Raw genomic sequence first — 18,297 nt, 5'->3', positions numbered from 1 at the left:
GTCAATCAGGCTAGGTTCGCGCGGTTACGCCCGGGTTAATGCAATCAGAAGGACGCATTGTGCACCGCACAAAAATCCTTGACGCCCATTGTGCAATGCACATAATGGCCGCCGGGGGGTGATGCGCGGACGCCTCCGCATCCGAGTCAGGAACCGCGCCAGGGGGCGGCGCCGGGTGCGCCGTGCATCGTGATGAATCAGCAATTCGAGACGGCTCAGAAGTACGGCAAGGAGAGCATGGACTCCCTGCTGCGCAGCTTCGGCACGCTGTCGAAGGGCAGCCAGGCCATCGCGGTCGAGGCGGCCGATTTCGTCAAGCAGTCCATCGAGCAGACCACCGCGACGCTTGAGAAGCTCGCCGGCGTGCGCTCGCTCGACAAGGCGATCGAGATCCAGACCGAGTACCTGAAGACCTCCTACGAGCGCTTCCTGGCCCAGTCGACGAAGATGGCCGAGCTCTATGGCAACCTCGCCAAGGAGATGGTGAAGCCGCTCGAGTCCTTCGCCGCCAAGGTTCCGGCCGCGGCGTAATACCGACGGGCCGTTGGTATAGGGCATCCGGCGCGGCGCGCTGCGAGCCTCTGGCTCCCGGAGGAGGGGCGCGGCGTCGACATGCGAGTGGGGACAGGCGGTGCGGGCCGGCACGGTCCGCGCCGCCTTTTTGCGTCGCACCGACCGCAACGGATCCGCGGCATGACAAGAGGGCGCAGCCGTCTGGCGTCGGCCGCCCTCGGCCTATAGATTAGGCTCGGATCCGGCACGGGGCGTGCTACGTTGTTGCCGGTCTGCAGCGCCCATGGGTCTCCGCCCGATCCTCGGCGCCACCGAAAGGGTGAGGTCGGTACGATCCCAATGTCTCAAGTCCCGCGGCAGGACATCGTCGTCATCAAAAGGGCCGCTGCGGCCGAGATCGTCGCGGCGTCGCCTCGCGCCCCCGGCAATGGCGGCAATGGCGGGGACGGCCGCTCGGGAACCGCCGTCATCACGCGCACCCGGCCGATCACCAAGCGGCCGAACCTCTACCGCGTGCTCCTGCTCAACGACGACTACACGCCCATGGAGTTCGTCGTCCACGTGGTGGAGCGCTTCTTCAACAAGTCGCGCGAGGACGCGACCCGTATCATGCTGCACGTTCATCAGAACGGCGTCGGCGAATGCGGCGTGTTCACGTACGAGGTGGCGGAGACCAAGGTGACGCAGGTGATGGACTTTGCCCGCAAACACCAACATCCTCTGCAATGCGTCATGGAAAAGAAATAGGCACCAGCTCAGAGGCCCGCTTTGCCCAGCTTCTCACGCAGCCTTGAACAAGCACTCCACCGCGCCCTGGCGCTCGCTGGCGAGCGTCGCCACGAATACGCCACGCTCGAACATCTCCTGCTGGCCCTGGTGGATGACCAGGACGCGGCTGCGGTCATGCGGGCCTGCAACGTCGATGTCGAGCTTCTGAAGCGCAATCTCATCGAGTATATCGACACCGAACTCGCCAACCTGACGGGTGACGGCCGCCAGGACGCCAAGCCGACGGCCGGGTTCCAGCGCGTGATCCAGCGCGCGGTGATCCACGTGCAATCCTCGGGCCGCGAGGAGGTCACGGGGGCGAATGTCCTCGTCGCCATCTTCGCCGAGCGCGAGAGCCACGCCGCCTATTTCCTGCAAGAGCAGGACATGACCCGCTACGACGCGGTCAATTACATCAGCCACGGCATCGCCAAGCGGCCCGGCCTGTCGGAGGCCAAGCCCGTGCGCGGCGCCGAGGAGGAGGGCGGCTCCGAGCGGCCCTCGGGCGGCGAGGACGAGCGCGGCCCGAAGAAGAAGGGCGACGCCCTCGACGCCTATTGCGTGAACCTCAACAAGAAGGCGCGCGAGGGTAAGATCGACCCGCTGATCGGCCGCGAGGCCGAGGTGCAGCGCACCATCCAGGTGCTGTGCCGGCGCCAGAAGAACAACCCGCTGCTCGTCGGCGATCCCGGCGTCGGCAAGACCGCGATCGCCGAAGGGCTGGCGCGCAAGATCATCCAGCACGAGGTGCCGGAGGTTCTGGCCGACGCCACGGTCTTCTCCCTCGACATGGGCACGCTGCTCGCGGGCACCCGCTACCGGGGCGATTTCGAGGAGCGCCTCAAGCAGGTGATGAAGGAGATCGAGGCGCATCCCAACGCCATCATGTTCATCGACGAGATCCACACGGTGATCGGCGCCGGTGCGACCTCGGGCGGCGCGATGGATGCCTCGAACCTGCTCAAGCCGGCCTTGGCCTCGGGCACGCTGCGCTGCATCGGCTCGACGACCTACAAGGAGTACCGCCAGTACTTCGAGAAGGACCGCGCCCTGGTCCGCCGCTTCCAGAAGATCGACGTCAACGAGCCGTCGATCCCCGACGCGATCGAGATCCTCAAGGGTCTGCGGCCGTATTTCGAGGAGTTCCACAAGCTCAAGTATACGACCGACGCCGTGAAGGCGGCGGTCGAGCTGTCGGCCCGCTACATCAGCGACCGCAAGCTGCCGGACAAGGCGATCGACGTGATCGACGAGACGGGCGCCTCGCAGATGCTGGTGCCGGAGAGCCGGCGCAAGCGGACGATCGGCGTGAAGGAGGTCGAGGCGACCATCGCCACCATGGCCCGCATCCCGCCGAAGACCGTGTCGAAGGACGACGCGGTGGTGCTGGCCAATCTCACCGACAGCCTCAAGCGCGTCGTCTACGGCCAGGACAGCGCCATCGAGGCGCTCACCGCCTCGATCAAGCTCGCCCGCGCGGGCTTGCGCGACCCCGACAAGCCGATCGGCTCCTATCTGTTCGCCGGCCCCACGGGCGTCGGCAAGACCGAGGTCGCCAAGCAGCTCGCCGTCGCGCTCGGGGTCGAGATGCTGCGCTTCGACATGTCGGAATACATGGAGCGCCACACGGTCTCGCGGCTGATCGGCGCGCCGCCCGGCTATGTCGGCTTCGACCAGGGCGGCCTGCTCACCGACGGCGTCGACCAGCACCCGCATTGCGTCCTGCTGCTCGACGAGATCGAGAAGGCGCATCCGGACCTGTTCAACATCCTGCTGCAGGTCATGGATCACGGGAAGCTGACCGACCATAACGGGAAGCAGGTCGATTTCCGCAACGTCATCATCATCATGACGTCGAATGCGGGCGCCCAGGACCTCGCCCGGGCGGCCTTCGGCTTCACGCAGAGCAAGCGCACCGGGGACGACCAGGAGGCCATCAACCGCCTGTTCGCTCCGGAATTCCGCAACCGGCTCGATGCGATCGTGTCCTTCGGTCACCTGCCCAGGGAGGTGGTCTCGAAGGTGGTCGACAAGTTCGTGCTCCAGCTCGAGGCGCAGCTCGCCGACCGCAACGTCACGATCGAGCTCTCGGACGAGGCGCGCGAGTGGCTGGTCGAGAACGGCTACGACGAGACCATGGGTGCCCGCCCGATGGCTCGCCTGATCCAGTCGACCATCAAGACGCCGCTCGCGGACGAAGTGCTATTCGGCAAGCTCAAGGACGGCGGCGCGGTGCGGGTGGTCGTGAAGCGGCCGGAGACCGGCAAGCCGTCGCTCGGCTTCGAGTTCCCGGCCGGCCCGGTGACGCCGAAGCCCGAGAAGGATGTGACGAACGCGGCCAAGAAGAAGCGCTCCCGTCCGCGCGCGGCGCCGAAAAAGCCGAAGGACAATGGCGGTCCGGGCGGCAGCGGGGGCGTGCGGACGGTGCCGAAGGTGCCGCTCGTGCGGGCCTGACGGCCCTCTGGACCCGCAGAGACTCGATCCCGGCGGTCGCATCGTCTATGACCGTCGCCATGCCACAGGCATCCCGGCGAGGACCATCGCCGGGATGCGTCTTTTCAGGAGAGGGTCGCGGCTCCGCTCGCTGGGGCCGGCCCGGGCCAGCGACGAGAGCTGCTTCATGACCGGCGATCTCAACGAGGAGCCCCTCGCTCCGGCGACCGCGGTCGCGCCGCCGCCCAAGCTCACCCGCCGCGAGATGCGGCGCCAGCGCCGCCGCCGCCGCATCATTGGCGAGGAGATCCTGGCCTGGATCCTCGTGCCCCTGATCCTGATCGCCGGTTACTGGGCGTTGAGCGGCGGGCTGGCCTTCTTCGGCACCACGCCGAGCGCCGTGTTCGACCAGCTCCTTCAGGTCAAGGACGCGCTCCAGAAGAAGCAGAAATCGTAGGCCCGCGCCCGCGCGGCCGCAGGGCCGGGTTGCCGGTCGCCGCCCGGGCCGCGCTCGGCGGCAGGGCGGTCGCGTCGCCCGCAGGGGAGGGGAGAGCGCCGGGCCGCGTCATCCGCCCGTCCCCGTCGCCCAGGCTCCGCCCGTATCCGACATTCACCCCGGCATAGAAGCCCGTGAAGTCCTCGGCGCGCGCCGCACCCGCGGCGAGGCCCAGAACGCACGAAGCGGCGGCTCCGAGGAACCGCCGCTTCGCGAAAAGTTTCGACACCGAGCGGATCACTCCGCGACGGAGATGCTCTGCGCCTCGCGGCCTTTCTGGCCCTCGACCACGTCCATCGTCACCTGCTGGCCCTCGGCCAGGGAGTCGAGGCCGGCCCGGGCGAGGGCGGAGCGATGGACGAACACGTCCTTGCCGCCGTCCTTCACCGAGACGAAGCCGAAGCCCTTGGCGGGATCGTACCACTTCACGGTCCCGCTCATCTCGGTCGCGGGGCCGCTGGCGAAGCGCCCACCGCCACCACCGCCGCCACCGCCGCCGTAGCCGCCGCCGCCACCGAAGCCGCCCGCGCGGGGCGGGCGCGGCCCGCGGGCCGCCGGGGCCTCGGCCGTGCTGGTGTCGACGCTGGTGATGTTGGTCACCTGCGGGCCCTTCTGCCCCTGGGCCGTCTGAACGGTCAGGCGCGTGCCGGGCAGGAGGTCGGTATGACCGGCCGCCTCGACGGCGCGGATATGGAGGAAGGCATCGCCCGAACCGTCACCCAGCTCGACGAACCCGAAGCCTTTCTCCTTGTTGAACCACTTGACCGTCGCATCACGCTCCGGCCCGGAGGGAATGCTGCTGCGCGACGGGCCGCGGTCGAAACCGCCACCGAAACCGCCGCCGTAGCCACCGCCACCGCCACCGTATCCCCCCCCGGATGGCGCCTGATCCGGCCACCGCGGCTCAGGAGCACCATCATCGAAGCCGCGACGACGCGGCTCCCGAAAATCACGACCACGTCCCATTTAGAAGCTCGCCAAAACGTAACCCGCCGACCCCACTCGTACCGCGCCCCGCTGCATCTCTCAGTCGGCCTCGCGGCACATCTCCATTCCCGGTTGCGGTGACCAAGAAGTCCGCCACAGTCCTGACGCAACTCAGACCGTACCGCAAGGCGGATCTGCCCGGCGTGGCGACGACCCGCGCACTCTCTCACGAACCGGCACGGATTGACAGACCGAATCAGCACGCAGCTGTGTGCGAGTGGCGGCCGTCGACGCGTCGTTGTGGCGCGGCCCACCCGCCGACCGACGGAATTTTTTCATGGCCGATGATTCTTTCGATTCCGTGGCGACGGCGATCCGGACCCGCCGGGCGGTGCGGGCCTTCCGGTCGGATCCCGTGCCGCGCGAGACGGTGACGGCGCTGCTCGACCTCGCCGCCCAGGCGCCGAGCGGCAGCAACATGCAGCCCTGGCGGGCCTATGCGGTGGCCGGGAAGGCGCGCGCGCGGCTCTGCGAGGCCGTGGTGGCGGCCTATCTGGCCGGCGAGAAGGGCGAGCCCGCCGCCCGCTACTATCCGGAGGAGTTCTTCGAGCCCTATCGCACGCGGCGGCGCCGTGTCGGCCTCGGGCTCTACGCGCTCGTCGGCATCCCGAAGGGCGACGCGGCCCGAATGCAGGCGCAGCACGCCCGCAATTTCCGCTTCTTCGACGCGCCGGTGGGGCTGATCTTCACCATCGACCGCCGCCTCGCCACGGGCAGCTGGCTCGATTACGGGGGCTTCCTGCAGACGCTGATGATCGCCGCCCGGGCTCGGGGGCTCGACACCTGCCCGCAGGCCGCTTTCGCCCCGTTCGATGCGGTGATCCGGCGCCATCTGCCGCTCGGACCCGACGAGGCCGTCGTCTGCGGCATGGCGCTGGGCTATGCCGATCCGCAGGCGCCCGAGAACCGGCTGGTGCCCGAGCGCGAGCCCGCCGCGGGTTTCGCCACGCTGCTCGGCTTCTGAGGGACCCCGCCGAGTCTCCGGCGCGTTGCCAAGGCGCGTCACCAAGGCGCGCTGCATCCCCGAGAATCCATGCCCGCCCGACCGTCCCGCCGCCACGCCGAACTCGGCCCCGATTTCTACGACGTGGTCGCGCCGGCCCGCTTCCCGCAGGCGATCATCCGCCACCGCAACCAGGCCTGGGCCGCCCGCGTCGGCCTCGGCGGGCTCACGGACGAGGAATGGATCGCGCATTTCGCCCGGTTCGAGCCCATGGAGGGCAGTTTCCCGGAGCCGCTGGCGCTGCGCTATCACGGCCACCAGTTCCGCTCCTACAACCCGGATCTCGGCGACGGCCGCGGCTTCCTGTTCGCGCAACTGCACGACCTGAGGGATGGGCGCCTCCTCGACCTCGGCACCAAGGGCAGCGGGCAGACGCCCTATTCGCGCTTCGCCGACGGCCGCCTGACCCTGAAGGGTGGCTTGCGCGAGGTTTTGGCCACCACCATGCTGGAGGCGCTCGGCGTCGACACCTCGAAATCCTTCAGCCTGATCGAGACCGGCGAGAGCCTCGAGCGCAGCGACGAGCCCTCGCCGACGCGCGCCTCGGTGCTGGTGCGTCTCAGCCACTCGCATATCCGCATCGGCAGCTTCCAGCGTCCGCGGGCGCTTGGCCGCACGGAGGAGATCCGCCGGCTCCTCGACCACACGATCCGCACCTACATGCCGGGGCTCTGGCACGAGGATGTCGGCACGCGCGCGGCCTCCTTCCTGGCGGAGGTCTGCCGTCTTGTGGTGCGCACGGGCGCGCAGTGGATGGCGGCGGGCTTCGTGCACGGCGTGCTCAACACCGACAACATCAACGTGACGGGCGAGAGCTTCGATTATGGGCCCTGGCGCTTCGCGCCCGTGAACGATCCGGGTTTCACCGCGGCCTATTTCGACGAGTTCGGCCTCTACGCCTTCGGCCGCCAGCCCGAGGCGCTGGCCTGGAATCTCGGGCGCCTCGCCGAGTGCCTGCTGCCGCTCTCCGACATCGACCGCCTGGGGGCGGCCCTCGATGTCATCGGCCCATCCCTGCAGGATTCCTTCGCGGAGGCGATCCTGCGGCGCCTCGGCCTCGCCAGGCCGGAGGACGAGGATCGGCTGCATGCGCTGGTGGGCGCCTTCTGGGCCTTCCTGCGCGAGAGCCGCGCCCCCTTCGAGCAGGTGTTCTTCGACTGGTACGGCGGCTCCTTGAGCACGGCGCGCGCGGCCCGCAGCCCCGCGGCGGAGCATTATGCGGGCGAGACCTTCGCGCGGGTGCGCGACCTGTTGCCGGCCTTCGCGCCGGCACCGGACATCCGGCTCGACCATCCGTATTTCGCACGGTCCACGCCCTGTACGATGCTGATCGACGAGGTCGAGGCTGTATGGGCGCCGATCGCGGAACGCGACGACTGGTCGGCCTATGAGGCGAAGATGCGGGCCATCGCCGAGATGGCCGAGGCCTACGGGACGGCGCCGCAGGCCGTCGGTGACCCTGCCGCATGAGACGACGCGCAGGGAACTGAACCCGTCGCAACGTCCGGCGACTCCGCCTTCGCGGCTTCTGTCTCTCGCGCAGCCTGTTTTCCGGACGAGTGCAGCGTGAGCGGAAGGAAATCCGGAATCCAGCAAGAGAATTGCCGCGAAGCGGCTCCGCATGCCGGCACTGTGGCCGACAAGCAGTCGCTTCGCGGCTTTCCGCGCTGGATCCCGGGTCGCATTCCGCTCACGCTTCATGCGCCCGGGACAGGAATCTGGCCGCTATGCTGCGGCGATCCGACGACGGCCCTTGAGTTGCGGAATCAGGCGCTCAGCGCCTCCTTCGAGCGCTCGGCCCGCTTGCGGTCGTTCGGATCGAGCACGGTCTTGCGCAGGCGGATGGATTTCGGCGTGACCTCGACGAGCTCGTCGTCCTGGATCCAGGCGAGCGAGCGTTCCAGCGTCATGCGGATCGGCGGCGTCAGCCGCACCGCCTCGTCCTTCGAGGTGGTGCGGATGTTCGTGAGCTTCTTGCCCTTGAGCACGTTCACCTCGAGGTCGTTCTCGCGGTTGTGCTCGCCCACGATCATGCCCTGGTAGACCTTCCAGCCGGGCTCGATCATCATCGGGCCGCGATCCTCCAGGTTCCAGAGCGCGTAGGCCACGGCCTCGCCCTGGTCGTTCGAGATCAGCACGCCGTTGCGCCGGCCCGGGATCTCGCCCTTGAAGGGCTCGTAGGCCTTGAACAGCCGGTTCATGATCGCGGTGCCGCGGGTGTCGGTCAGAAGCTCGCTCTGATAGCCGATGAGGCCGCGGGTCGGGGCATGGAAGACGAGGCGCAGGCGGTTGCCGCCCGAGGGCCGCATCTCCAGCATGTCGCCCTTGCGCTCCGACATCTTCTGCACGACGACGCCGGAATGCTCCTCGTCGACGTCGATCACCACCTCCTCGATCGGCTCCAGGAGGTTGCCGGCCTCGTCCTTCTCGAACACCACGCGCGGACGCGACACGGCGAGTTCGAAGCCCTCGCGGCGCATGGTCTCGATCAGGATCGAGAGCTGCAGCTCGCCGCGGCCCGAGACGTGGAACGAATCCTTGTCCGCCGCCTCCTCGATCTTGAGGGTGATGTTGCCCTCCGCCTCCTTGAACAGGCGGTCGCGGATCATGCGGCTCGTGACCTTGTCGCCCTCGGTGCCGGCGAGCGGCGAATCGTTCACGATGAAGGACATCGTCACGGTCGGCGGATCGATCGGCTGAGCCTGGATCGGCGTCTCGACGGAGGGATCGCAGAAGGTGTCGGACACGGTGCCCTTGGTAAGGCCCGCGACCGACACGATGTCGCCCGCCTCGCCGACCTCGATCGGCTGGCGCTCCAGGCCGCGGAAGGCGAGGATCTTCGAGACCCGGCCCGTCTCCACCACCTTGCCGGTGCGGTCGAGGACCTTGATGGTCTGGTTCGGCTTGACGCTGCCCGAGGCGATGCGCCCGGTGACGATCCGGCCGAGGAACGGGTTGGCTTCGAGCAGCGTGCCCAGCATGCGGAAGGCGCCGTCCTCGGTCTTCGCCGGAGGCACGTGGTCGAGGACGAGGTCGAAGAGCGGCGCCATGCCGTCCTGCGGGCCGTCCGGCGAGGTCGCCATCCAGCCGTTGCGGCCCGAGCCGTAGAGGATCGGGAAGTCGAGCTGCTCGTCGGTGGCGTCGAGGGCCGCGAAGAGATCGAAGACCTCGTTGACCACCTCGTCGATGCGGGCATCCGGCCGGTCGACCTTGTTGATGGCGACGATGGGCCTGAGGCCGATTTTGAGGGCCTTCGAGACCACGAACTTGGTCTGCGGCATCGGCCCCTCGGCCGCGTCGACGAGCACGATCACGCCGTCGACCATCGAGAGGATGCGCTCGACCTCGCCGCCGAAATCCGCGTGGCCGGGGGTGTCGACGATGTTGACCCGGGTGTCCTTCCAGACCACGGAGGTCACCTTGGCCAGGATGGTGATGCCGCGCTCCTTCTCCAGGTCGTTCGAGTCCATCACGCGCTCCTCGACGCGCTGGTTCTCGCGGAAGGACCCCGATTGCTGAAGGAGCTTGTCGACCAGGGTGGTCTTCCCGTGGTCGACGTGGGCGATGATGGCGATGTTGCGCAGCTTCATAGGGGGTCCGAAGCAAAAATCGCCCACCCTGACGCGGGCCGCGAATCGCGACCGGACAGGACGGGCGGGGGAAAGCTGTTGCGTCGCAATATAATGTGCGGCGCCCGACCGCAATAGGGGTCGGGCGTCCTATTCCGCGGCCCATCTGTCCGGGGGGCCGGCCGGATGGGCGTGGCCGGACTGGATCAGAATGCGGCGCTCGGCGATAGCCCGCCGGCCTGGTCGAGGCCGAGCGTGAAGGCGGCGACGCCCGCATTGTCGATCGCCCCGGTGCCGGCCCGCGCGAGCGCCGCCGCCAGGATCTCGTCGGCCTTGTGCTCCAGCCCGAACAGGTCGTCCTCGTTCTCCACGTCCCGGCTCGCCCGCACGATGGCGAGGAGTTCTCGCAGCAATTCCATGTCGCGGGCGCGCGAGCGGTTCGCCGCCCGGGAGACCAGGGTCGCGGCGGCCGAGCCCAGGATCGAGAGGCACATCACGATCAGGTAGAACCAGTCGCCGTAGCGCTCGAAGAAGGTCTCGATCTCCCCATCGAAATAGGCTTCGGCGCCCGGATGCAGGGGCAGGGAGGCGCCCTTGTCCGTCTCCGGGGCCTCGATCTGGTTGGCGAGCGGCACCTCGCCGACGATGGCCGGCCGGGTCACGAAGAGAAGGCGCGTCAGTTCCGAGACGATGGCGTCGGGGAGCTTCGCCTGCGCCACTAGGCGGTGGCTGACCCCGAGCGTGGTGAAGGCCTCGGCCGGCCGCGAGGGCGTCCCGCCGAAGGTGCCGCGTCCGACCTCCACGGCTTCGAGGGCGGGGGAGCGCCGGACGATGGCCGCCGCCTCGCCCACCGGAATGAAGGTGAGGTGCAGTCCCGCCCGCACGATGCTGGCGACCGCCTCCGTCATGGTCGACCCCGTGACGGGCGCGACCACGAACACGGCATCGACCCGCCCCTCCTGCAGCGCCCGGCCCGCCTCGTCGCCGTGGGCGAGGGGCACCGTCTCGACGCTGCCGGGCGGGACCTCGTATTGTTCGAGGATAGTGGCGAGGAGCTTCGCGTTCCCGACCTGCTGGCGCACCACACCGACCCGGCGGTCCTTCAGGTCCGGCACGGCGGCGAGGGCCGGATCGGCGGTCATCAGCACCGCGGCGTCGCGGTGGAGGATGGCGACGGTCTGGGTCGAGGCCGGAATGCCGATATCGGAGCGCACCACCGCGAGGTCGGCCTTCTCGCGCCCGGCCACGGCCGCGCTCTCGGCGACGCCGCTCGTCGGCATGACCCGCAGGCGCACATCCTCGTGGCCGCGGGCGAGCGACTGCGCGACGGCCCCGATCATCCGCGCATCCTCGCCGCCCGGGGGACCGACCGCGACGCGCAGCGTCGTCGGCAGCCACGCCCATTGGTAGACAAGGAGCCCCGCGGCCAGGAGGGCGAGCAGGGTCGCGATGGTGATCGGGACGTGGCGGCGCATCATCGCCGATCAAGGTGCGGCGAGGCCCCGCTCCTGACAAGCCGCCGGGTCAGAGCGCCGCGCGGGCGGCGAGGCCGATCAGGGCGAGAAGACCGGTTCCGAACGCGGCTCCGAGGGACGCTGCCATCAGCGCCGTGCGGTCGAAGGCCGGAGCGGCCGCGTAGCGCCCGTGGACGAGCCCGTGTGGTCTGAGGAGCGGCGGCGCGTCCCCCCGCGCCGCCGCTCCAGGCGTCCGACCCTGTTGCATGCCGCCATCCCTGCCCGCGTGATGGGCCGAAGCGGCCGCCGCGGATCCCCGTTTCTGACCGGCTCATCAGAAGCCGAGACGGTGAAAGGGCGGTGAATCGCACAATCGAGGCTGCCGACGTCGTAAACAGAGTGTTGATGGAGGCTGCGCCCGGATCGGGAAAGCAAATCGATGCTAGGGCTTTACGCAGATTCCGGCTGGATGACCTGCGGGATCTTGACGGTCTGATACGGTTTTCGGTCTCTCCCTTCCGAGACGAGTCAGCGCGGGGAACCCCTCTCCCGTGCGGGAGAGGGGCAGGCGATCGAAGATCGCGCGTGAGGGTCCAGGTGGTTCCGTTGAGACCCTGAACCGTCCCGCTGCCAGCACCACGCTCAGTGATTCATGGCGGCACGGTCCGGGACCCTCACCCCTACCCCTCTCCCGCTGTACGGACCGGAGACAAGGGTTACAGGTGTTCGGAGACATGGGTGACAGGTTGCACCCTGAGTGTTGGCTGTGTCAGGTCGATCTGCCCCACCCTGTGGGTGATGAACACAAGGTCGACCCGACCATCGGTCTGAGTGGGCCGCAGGGCCAGCGGCTGGCCGACGAACGCCTTGGGCACTCGCACGAGCTGGCCGCGCACGCTGATCCAGCCGTCCCGCTGCACGCGCCGCACCTGATCGGTCGGATCGTACTCGATCGCCGGCAGCTCGGCCGGATAAGCGCGCCGGCTGATCTGGTAGCGGCTGGCCGGCACCGCCAAGCCTAAGGCCTCGTGCGGGCGCTCGCTGTTGTACAACCTCTCACCACAAGACCCATAGTACCGGCGCGGGCGACGAGGTCGTCGTGGTCTACGCGTGGCACCCGTGGGCCGGGCGCGCCGTCTGCGTCCACGAGGTGATCGAGCGCACGACCGGCGCGGCGGCGCGCTGCTCGCTCGCGGACGCGCCCATCGTCCGCCCTCAGGAACTCCCGGTCTGGATGCTCGATCCCGTTGCGTGCCGCACGATGCAGGCGACGGCGCAGCCGGTCGCGGCCATGTCCGCGCTGATGAGCTTGCACGCCCTCCTCGCCGCTGCGACGGGCGGCCAGCACCGCGCCCCGAGCCGAGCCCGGCTAGCATCGCCCGAGTCCCCGGGAGATCGTCATGCCTCATCCTCCGCGCCGACCGCGCCGGTCGGACCCGCAACTCGAACTCGGTTTAACGAGCGGGCCATCGACCCCGACAGCGCCGCCGGCCTGAGGCGACCTGCCGGAGGCGACCCAGCAGACCCTCACCCGTCTCCTGACCCACCTGCTCGTCGCGCACGCCCGCGGCGCCGATCCGCAGCCGGGCGCCCGAGCCGGAGGCAGCCCCGATGAGCGCTGAGAAGATCGGCCCGCAGCACCGGGCCCGCAAAGCCGTGCTCTACGTCCGCCAGTCCTCGGCGCATCAGGTCCAGCACAACCGTGAGAGCCAGGCGCTGCAGTACGCCATGCGCGAGCGGCTTGCGGGGCTCGGCTTTGCTGAGATCGAGGTGATCGACGAGGACCTCGGCTGCTCGGCCGCCGGCGGGACGCCCCGCGCCGGCTTCGAGCGCATGGTCGCCGAGGTGTGCCTGGGCAAGGTCGGCGCGGTCGCCGCCCGTGAGGTCTCGCGCTTTGCCCGCAACAGCCGCGACTGGCAGCAGCTCGTGGAGATGTGCCGCGTCGTCGATACCCTGCTTGTTGATCAGGAGACGATCTACGCGCCTCGCCTCGGCAACGACCGCCTGCTCCTGGGGCTCAAGGGCAGCCTCAACGAGTACGAGCTCGACCTTCTGCGCCAGCGCTCGCTGGCGGCGCGCTACGAGAAGGCCCACCGCGGCGAGCTCGTGGTCGCGGCCCCCGTGGGCTTCATCAAGGTCGGAGCCCGGCTCGAGATGGATCCTGATCGGCGCGTGCAGGCGGCGATCCGGCTTGCCATCGACAAGGTGGCCGAACTCGGCAGCGTGCGTCAGGCGCTGCTCTGGTTCCTGGAGCACGGGCTCGATCTGCCGACCCGCGTCAACGCCGGTCCGGTCGTCTGGCGCCGCCCCCGCTACTCGACGCTTCGCGCGTTCATTGCCAATCCCGCCTATGGCGGCGCCTACGCCTACGGTCGCAGCCGCGTCACCGCCAGCTACGACGCGGCCGGAGCCAAGGCGCGGGCGCGGCGCACGCCTCGTTCGGAATGGCTGGCGTTGAAGCCTGGCGCGCATGAAGGTTACGTGGCGTGGGAGCGGGCGGAGGCGATCCGGGCGATGGTGAGCGAGAACGTCCCGGCAAGTTCCCGCGGCGCGCCCAAGCTCGGCGCGGCGCTGCTCTCGGGGCTGCGGCCGCTGCGGGCGCAAGCTGAACGTGCAGTACACGGGGGCCAAGGGACAGATCCCGCGCTACGCCTGCGTGCGCGGGCGGATCGACTACGGCGAGCCGAACTGCATCGCCTTTGGGGGCCTGCGCGTCGACGACGTGGTGGAGTCAGCGCTCCTGTCTGTCGTGCAGCCGGCCGCGGTTGAGGCGGCGCGAGCGGCCGAGGCACAGGCGAACACGCGGCGCGACGAGGCCCGCGCGGCCATGGTGCGCGACCTGGAGGCGGCACGCTTCGCGGCCGACCGCGCCTTCCGGCAGTACGATGCCGCTGATCCCGAGAACCGCCTGGTGACCGGCGAACTCGAGGCGCGTTGGAACCGGGCTCTGGCCCGAGTGGGCGCTTGCGAGGCGCGCATCGCCGAGCACGAAGCGGCCACTCCGCGGCCCGCCCTCGCTCCTGCGGCGCTCGAGACGCTGGCCGCGGACCTGCGCGGTATCTGGTCGGCACCGACAACGGATGCCCGGCTCAAGAAGCGGATCGTGCGCACTGTCCTCCACGAGGCCGTTGCTGACCTCGACGAGGCGCGGGCCGAGATCGTGCTGACGCTGCACTGGGTGGGCGGCGCCCACACCGAGCACCGCCTGCCACGCCGCCGGCGCGGCCAGCGCACCAGCACGCCCGCCGACGTGGTTGAGGCCGTGCGCGCGCTGGCGCTGATCGCGCGTGACGACGTGATCGCGGGCGTGCTCAATCGCAACGGCGTGAGGACAGGGCACGGCAACCGCTTCACGCGCGAGCGCGTCACGGCGCTGCGCTCGCACTACCGCATTCCGGTGTTCCGCGCGGGCGCAGAGGGAGAGGAGCCCTGGCTGAACCTGAGCCAGGCAGCCGCCCTCGTCGGGGTGGCCGCGCGCACGCTTCGTCTGGCGGCGGAACGGGGCGAGGTCGATGCGGTGCATCCTCTCGCAGACGGACCCTGGGTGTTCAGCCGAGCCGCTCTCGACAGCCCGGCCGCCCGGGCCCTCGCGCAGGGGACGCTGAACCGCAGCAAACACCCCGCGGTACCGGATCCGGCGCAGCAAAGCCTCTTCGCATCAACAGCATAGCGAGATGTGCGTTCTGATGAGCAATTGTAGATCAGCCGGAAGCGATCGAACGCCCGCTGGCAGGCCGCCAGGCTGGCGTAGAACGCGCCATGCAGCACGTCGCGCTTGAGGGTGCGATGGAAGCCCTCGTCCTTGCCGTTGGTCTGCGGATGGTAGGGCCGGCTGTGGCTGATGTGGATGCCCAGCCGCAGCAGCCACACGGTGAGAGGCGTGTAGCGCTGGCCCGGTCCGTTGCCCCAGGGGCTGCCGTTGTCCAGGTTGATCCGCTCGGGCAGGCCGTAGCGCCGGAACGTGGCACTCAGCTGCCCCTGCACGGTCGCGGTGACCTCGTCGGCACAGGCCGCCAGGCAGAGCGCGTAGCGGCTGTGGTCGTCCAGCACGGTGAGAGGGTGGCAGCGGCCGCCGGCATGGGCGAAGTGGCCCTTGAAGTCCATCTGCCAGAGAGCGTTGGGCCGGGGGTGCTCGAAGCGGGTGAACGGGATGCTGGGGGCATCGGGTTGGCCCAGCCGGGCGTGGCGCGCCAGCACGGCGGTGATCGTCGAGGCGGCCGGGACCACCTCCTGGCCCTGATCCTGCAGCCGTCGGCGCAGCTTGCGCCCACCCCAACTCGGATGAGCCGTGCGCAGTTCCAGCACCGCCTCCTCCATCTCGGGGGACGTGCGGGCCGGGCTGGCGTGCGGGCGCCGCGAGCGGTCGTCCAAGCCCGCGCCACTCCGCGCCCGGCCCAGCCACTTGTAGCCAGTCTTGCGGCTGATCCCGAAGCGGCGGCACAGCGCCGCCACGTTCGCCGCCTCCTGCTGGGCCAGACCCACGAACTCGGCGCGGTTGTCTATGACTGACACCTCTTGCCAAGGCACGACACGCTCCCGCATCGATTGCTCTTGGCCATTGTGTCACCCATGTCTCCGAACACCTGTAACCCTTGTCTCCGGTCTATACACCCGCACGGGAGAGGGGATCCCGCGGTTCCCACGCGTACTCGTTTCCGAACGGATCAACCGGAAGCCGTATCAAAGGCCCAGATAGGCCGCCGCCACCTCCGGATTGCGGGCCACCTCGGCGGCCGGGCCCTGGAGGCGGATGCGGCCGGTCTCCAGCACATAGGCGTCGTCCGCGATGGCGAGCGCGGCGCCGGCATTCTGCTCCACGAGCAGGATCGTGCGGCCCTCGGCCCGCAGCGCCGCGATGATGGAAAAAATCTCATCCACGATGAGCGGAGCGAGGCCCATCGAGGGCTCGTCGAGGAGAAGGAGCTTAGGCTCGGCCATCAGGGCGCGGCCCATGGCGAGCATCTGCTGCTCGCCGCCCGACAGATAGCCGGCCTGCTGGGAGAGCCGCTCGCCGAGCCGGGGAAATCGCGCCACCACGGCCTGCTGCCGCCGCGCAGCCTCGGCATGACTCGCCCGATAGGCGCCGAGCCGCAGGTTCTCGGCCACCGTCATGTTGGCGAAGACCTGCCGACCTTCCGGCACCTGCACGATGCCGCGGCGGGCGATGCGGTGGGCGGGCTCGCCCGCCAGGTCCAGGCCCGGGAGGTTCCCGCCCGAAGTACCCTCGCCCGCTTGGCCGCCCCAACGGATCTCGCCCGCGCGGGGCTTCAGGAGCCCCGAGAGGCCGCGCAGGATCGTGGTCTTGCCCGCTCCGTTCGAGCCGATCAGCGAGACGATCCGGCCCTCAGTGACCGTGAGGTCGAGCCCGTGCACCACGTCGGCCCGGCCGTAGCCGAGGCGCAGGCCGGTCACGCTGAGGAGCGCGCTCACGAGGCCGCTCCCTGCGGGATCGCCGCCTTGGTGCCGAGATAGGCCTCGATCACGGCCGGGTGGGCGCGCACTTCCGCGGGCGTCCCGTCCGCGATGCGGCGGCCGAAATTCAGCACGGTGAGGCGGTCGCACAGGCTCATGACCAGGGGCATGTCGTGCTCGACGAGGAGCAGGGTGAGGCCGCGCTCGTCGCGCAGCCGCCGCAGCAGGCCGAGGAGCGCATGCGTATCGGCCGGGTTCATGCCCGCTGCCGGCTCGTCGAGGAGGACGAGGCGCGGCTCGCAGGCGAGCGCCCGGGCGATCTCCAGCCGCCGCTGGTCGCCGTAGGGCAGGCTGCCGGCGCGCCGCTCCGCCGCCTCGGCGAGGCCCACGAAGGCGAGAAGCTCGCGGGCGCGCGCCTTGGCGGCCCGCTCCTCCGCCCGGAAGCCGGGGCTGCGCAGGAGGATGCCGAGCCCGGACGACAGCCGCGCATGCATGCCGGTCATCACGTTCTCCAGCACCGTCATCTCGGTGAAGATGCGGATGTTCTGGAAGGTGCGGGCGAGCCCGAGGGCCGTGCGCCGGTAGGGCGGCAGGCCGTCGAGGGCGCGCCCGTCGAGGCGCACGCTGCCGGCCGTGGGGGCGAGCACCCCCGAGAGCAGGTTGAACAGGGTGGTCTTGCCCGCTCCGTTCGGGCCGATCAGGCCATGGACATTGCCCTCGCGCACCGCGAGATCCACGCCATCGACGGCGACGAGGCCCTGGAAGCGGCGGGTCAGGCCCTCGGCCACCAGCAGGGAAGGGGCCGGCATGCTCATCGGGCCCCCGTCCGGGCGATGCGCCAGGGCAGGATGCCCCGCGGCATGAACAGCACGGCGATCACGATGATGAGGCCGTTCACCATGAGGCGGAAATCCGCGAGCGGGCGCAGCACCTCGGGCAGCAGGGTGAGGATCGCGGCGCCGAGGACCGGCGCCACGGGCGAGCCGATGCCGCCGAGGAGGGCGTAGCTGAGGATGGTCACGGCGGTCTCGAACCCGTACTCGTTCGGGCCGATGAAGGAGGAGACATGGGCCGAGAGGCAGCCCGCGATGCCGGCGAGGGCGGAGGAGACCACGAGGGCGGTCATGCGGTAGCGCGGCAGGTTCACGCCCATCACGCCGGCTGCCGCCTCGTCCTCGCGCATCGCCTCCATGGCCCGCCCGACGCGCGAGCGCGCGACCAGGATGAGGCCGACGAGCACGACCGCGAGCGTGCCGTAGATCGCCCCGACCCCGCCCCTCTCGGGGATGCCGGAGAGCCCGAGCGCCCCGCCCGCGTAATCCCAGTTGAGGAAGACGATGCGGGTGATCTCGCCGAGCCCGATCGTCGCAATGGCGAGGTAGACGCCGGTGAGCCGCAGGGTCGGGCCGCCGACCACGAGGGCGATCAACGCCGGCACCGCCGCGGCGGCGGCCATCGAGACCGCGAAGGGCGTGCCGAACTTCACGGTCAGCAGCGCCCCCGTATAGGCGCCGACGCCCATGAAGGCCGCCTGCCCGAGCGAGAGCTGGCCCACCGCCAGCACCACGTAGATCGAGAGCGCCAGGAGCCCGTTCACCCCGATGCCGTGGATGAGGCTCTGATAGGTCCAGTAGAAATCGTCGAGGGCCTCCCACATGGCGG

General features: G+C 69.8%; 17 protein-coding genes and 1 pseudogene. 8 read left to right on the top strand and 10 right to left on the bottom strand.

Features of this window, described 5'->3' with window-relative positions:
• Positions 1-192 precede the first annotated feature (192 nt).
• The 4 genes from MNOD_RS01720 (at position 193) to MNOD_RS01705 (ending at position 4,171) form a co-directional block, all read left to right on the top strand.
• Positions 193-531, top strand: coding sequence for a phasin family protein (locus MNOD_RS01720; protein WP_015927105.1), 339 nt, complete (start codon positions 193-195; stop codon positions 529-531).
• Positions 532-852: 321 nt separating this feature from the next.
• Entirely contained in the window at positions 853-1,260 is a 408-nt protein-coding gene (clpS, locus tag MNOD_RS01715) for an ATP-dependent Clp protease adapter ClpS (RefSeq protein ID WP_015927104.1), read from the top strand.
• Between the two features lie 21 nt (positions 1,261-1,281).
• Positions 1,282-3,735: an ATP-dependent Clp protease ATP-binding subunit ClpA gene (gene clpA / locus MNOD_RS01710; protein WP_015927103.1), complete on the top strand. Its 2,454-nt coding sequence runs from the start codon at positions 1,282-1,284 to the stop codon at positions 3,733-3,735.
• 166 nt (positions 3,736-3,901) lie between these two features.
• A complete protein-coding gene (locus MNOD_RS01705; RefSeq protein ID WP_015927102.1) occupies positions 3,902-4,171 on the top strand; it encodes a hypothetical protein in 270 nt (89 codons plus the stop codon).
• Here the strand turns inward: MNOD_RS01705 and MNOD_RS42555 are convergent.
• Together MNOD_RS42555 and MNOD_RS49845 are read right to left on the bottom strand one after the other, a co-directional pair.
• Positions 4,137-4,439: a hypothetical protein gene (locus tag MNOD_RS42555; RefSeq protein ID WP_015927101.1), complete on the bottom strand. Its 303-nt coding sequence runs from the start codon at positions 4,437-4,439 to the stop codon at positions 4,137-4,139. The genes MNOD_RS01705 and MNOD_RS42555 overlap by 35 nt on opposite strands.
• An 8-nt stretch (positions 4,440-4,447) precedes the next feature.
• Positions 4,448-5,176 carry a cold-shock protein gene (locus MNOD_RS49845; protein ID WP_015927100.1) on the bottom strand — a complete coding sequence of 243 codons (729 nt, stop codon included), beginning with the start codon at positions 5,174-5,176 and terminating at the stop codon, positions 4,448-4,450.
• Positions 5,177-5,474: 298 nt separating this feature from the next.
• Here MNOD_RS49845 and MNOD_RS01695 point away from each other — a divergent pair, with 298 nt between their 5' ends.
• Both MNOD_RS01695 and MNOD_RS01690 read left to right on the top strand, forming a co-directional pair.
• On the top strand, positions 5,475-6,161 hold the full coding sequence (locus tag MNOD_RS01695; protein ID WP_015927099.1) for a nitroreductase: 687 nt from the start codon (positions 5,475-5,477) through the stop codon (positions 6,159-6,161).
• A gap of 69 nt (positions 6,162-6,230) precedes the next feature.
• Entirely contained in the window at positions 6,231-7,670 is a 1,440-nt protein-coding gene (locus MNOD_RS01690) for a protein adenylyltransferase SelO (protein ID WP_015927098.1), read from the top strand.
• 296 nt (positions 7,671-7,966) lie between these two features.
• Here the strand turns inward: MNOD_RS01690 and typA are convergent, their stop codons facing one another.
• From typA to MNOD_RS01670, 4 genes are all read right to left on the bottom strand, one after another.
• Positions 7,967-9,790, bottom strand: coding sequence for a translational GTPase TypA (gene typA / locus MNOD_RS01685; RefSeq protein ID WP_015927097.1), 1,824 nt, complete (start codon positions 9,788-9,790; stop codon positions 7,967-7,969).
• A 185-nt stretch (positions 9,791-9,975) separates the two neighbouring features.
• Positions 9,976-11,247, bottom strand: coding sequence for a TAXI family TRAP transporter solute-binding subunit (locus MNOD_RS01680; protein WP_015927096.1), 1,272 nt, complete (start codon positions 11,245-11,247; stop codon positions 9,976-9,978).
• Positions 11,248-11,293: 46 nt separating this feature from the next.
• Positions 11,294-11,491, bottom strand: a complete 198-nt coding sequence (locus MNOD_RS01675; protein ID WP_015927095.1) for a hypothetical protein — start codon at positions 11,489-11,491, stop codon at positions 11,294-11,296.
• 448 nt (positions 11,492-11,939) lie between these two features.
• The gene (locus MNOD_RS01670) at positions 11,940-12,239 is read right to left on the bottom strand and encodes a hypothetical protein (RefSeq protein ID WP_050783263.1); all 300 of its coding nucleotides are present in this window, start codon (positions 12,237-12,239) and stop codon (positions 11,940-11,942) included.
• 595 nt (positions 12,240-12,834) lie between these two features.
• Here MNOD_RS01670 and MNOD_RS48680 point away from each other — a divergent pair.
• Together MNOD_RS48680 and MNOD_RS48675 are read left to right on the top strand one after the other, a co-directional pair.
• On the top strand, positions 12,835-13,992 hold the full coding sequence (locus MNOD_RS48680; RefSeq protein ID WP_015927093.1) for a recombinase family protein: 1,158 nt from the start codon (positions 12,835-12,837) through the stop codon (positions 13,990-13,992).
• Positions 13,949-14,893 carry a hypothetical protein gene (locus tag MNOD_RS48675; protein WP_244424549.1) on the top strand — a complete coding sequence of 315 codons (945 nt, stop codon included), beginning with the start codon at positions 13,949-13,951 and terminating at the stop codon, positions 14,891-14,893. The genes MNOD_RS48680 and MNOD_RS48675 overlap by 44 nt, the downstream gene beginning before the upstream one ends.
• A 77-nt stretch (positions 14,894-14,970) precedes the next feature.
• On the opposite strand, the pseudogene MNOD_RS42550 reads toward MNOD_RS48675, so the two are convergent.
• From MNOD_RS42550 to MNOD_RS01645, 4 genes and pseudogenes are all read right to left on the bottom strand, one after another.
• Positions 14,971-15,765 (bottom strand): annotated as a pseudogene (locus MNOD_RS42550) (IS481 family transposase); the annotation flags it as partial.
• 138 nt (positions 15,766-15,903) lie between these two features.
• Positions 15,904-16,653, bottom strand: coding sequence for an ABC transporter ATP-binding protein (locus tag MNOD_RS01655; RefSeq protein ID WP_015927090.1), 750 nt, complete (start codon positions 16,651-16,653; stop codon positions 15,904-15,906).
• Entirely contained in the window at positions 16,650-17,450 is an 801-nt protein-coding gene (locus MNOD_RS01650) for an ABC transporter ATP-binding protein (protein ID WP_015927089.1), read from the bottom strand. The genes MNOD_RS01655 and MNOD_RS01650 overlap by 4 nt, the downstream gene beginning before the upstream one ends.
• Entirely contained in the window at positions 17,447-18,292 is an 846-nt protein-coding gene (locus tag MNOD_RS01645; protein WP_015927088.1) for a branched-chain amino acid ABC transporter permease, read from the bottom strand. The genes MNOD_RS01650 and MNOD_RS01645 overlap by 4 nt, the downstream gene beginning before the upstream one ends.
• Between the last annotated feature and the right edge of the window lie 5 nt (positions 18,293-18,297).

This window comes from Methylobacterium nodulans ORS 2060 (assembly GCF_000022085.1).
In the GTDB taxonomy this organism is placed as follows: domain Bacteria; phylum Pseudomonadota; class Alphaproteobacteria; order Rhizobiales; family Beijerinckiaceae; genus Methylobacterium; species Methylobacterium nodulans.
This window is presented reverse-complemented; position numbering and strand designations above follow the sequence as displayed.

What these genes read in the sequence shown, in the direction of transcription:
- MNOD_RS01720 (WP_015927105.1), top strand. Translation starts at nt 193, where the DNA reads ATGAATCAGCAATTCGAGACGGCTCAGAAGTACGGCAAGGAGAGCATG.
- MNOD_RS01650 (WP_015927089.1), bottom strand. Translation starts at nt 17,450, where the DNA reads ATGAGCATGCCGGCCCCTTCCCTGCTGGTGGCCGAGGGCCTGACCCGC.
- clpS (WP_015927104.1), top strand. Translation starts at nt 853, where the DNA reads ATGTCTCAAGTCCCGCGGCAGGACATCGTCGTCATCAAAAGGGCCGCT.
- MNOD_RS01680 (WP_015927096.1), bottom strand. Translation starts at nt 11,247, where the DNA reads ATGATGCGCCGCCACGTCCCGATCACCATCGCGACCCTGCTCGCCCTC.
- MNOD_RS48680 (WP_015927093.1), top strand. Translation starts at nt 12,835, where the DNA reads ATGAGCGCTGAGAAGATCGGCCCGCAGCACCGGGCCCGCAAAGCCGTG.
- typA (WP_015927097.1), bottom strand. Translation starts at nt 9,790, where the DNA reads ATGAAGCTGCGCAACATCGCCATCATCGCCCACGTCGACCACGGGAAG.
- MNOD_RS49845 (WP_015927100.1), bottom strand. Translation starts at nt 5,176, where the DNA reads ATGGGACGTGGTCGTGATTTTCGGGAGCCGCGTCGTCGCGGCTTCGAT.
- MNOD_RS01695 (WP_015927099.1), top strand. Translation starts at nt 5,475, where the DNA reads ATGGCCGATGATTCTTTCGATTCCGTGGCGACGGCGATCCGGACCCGC.
- MNOD_RS01645 (WP_015927088.1), bottom strand. Translation starts at nt 18,292, where the DNA reads ATGTGGGAGGCCCTCGACGATTTCTACTGGACCTATCAGAGCCTCATC.
- MNOD_RS01675 (WP_015927095.1), bottom strand. Translation starts at nt 11,491, where the DNA reads ATGCAACAGGGTCGGACGCCTGGAGCGGCGGCGCGGGGGGACGCGCCG.
- MNOD_RS01690 (WP_015927098.1), top strand. Translation starts at nt 6,231, where the DNA reads ATGCCCGCCCGACCGTCCCGCCGCCACGCCGAACTCGGCCCCGATTTC.
- MNOD_RS01705 (WP_015927102.1), top strand. Translation starts at nt 3,902, where the DNA reads ATGACCGGCGATCTCAACGAGGAGCCCCTCGCTCCGGCGACCGCGGTC.